General features: G+C 49.3%; 1 pseudogene. It reads left to right on the top strand.

Going from position 1 to position 432, the window contains the following annotated elements:
* A pseudogene (locus SB773_RS30155) lies at window positions 1-432 on the top strand (radical SAM/CxCxxxxC motif protein YfkAB); the annotation flags it as partial.

Below are 432 nucleotides of genomic sequence, written 5' to 3'. Positions count from 1 at the left end.
CATCCGATGTACGCCAGTGATTTTGCGCGTGAGCTGGATGTATTGTCTCTTGAAGAGCTTCGCCTGGCTGTTCATCGGATGCTTGATGTTCGCAATGAGGAGCTGTGGATGCTGTTTGGCACGTTGCCGTTTTTTGCGTGCAGTCCAGTAAAGGCTGACCGCGAACTGATCCGCCGTCTGCGCGAAGCCAAAAATGTCACGACCCGTAATGATCCTGATGGACGCAACAGACTCAACATCAACATTTTTACCGGCGAAGTGATTGTAACTGACTTTGGTGATGTCGAGCCGTTGGGCAACATCCAGACAGAATCATTACAACCGATGTTTGCAAAATGGCAAAAGCACACACTCAACCAAAAAACCAATTGCTTCTGTCCTGCTGCTTCATGTGCAGGACCGAATTTGCTCGTGGCCAATACGTACTATCCG

Origin of the sequence: Bacillus sp. SIMBA_074, assembly GCF_046534555.1 — a bacterium.
Taxonomy (GTDB): domain Bacteria; phylum Bacillota; class Bacilli; order Bacillales; family Bacillaceae_G; genus Bacillus_A; species Bacillus_A mycoides.
Note: the sequence above shows the minus strand (reverse complement) of the source record. Positions and strands in the feature narration are given on the sequence as shown.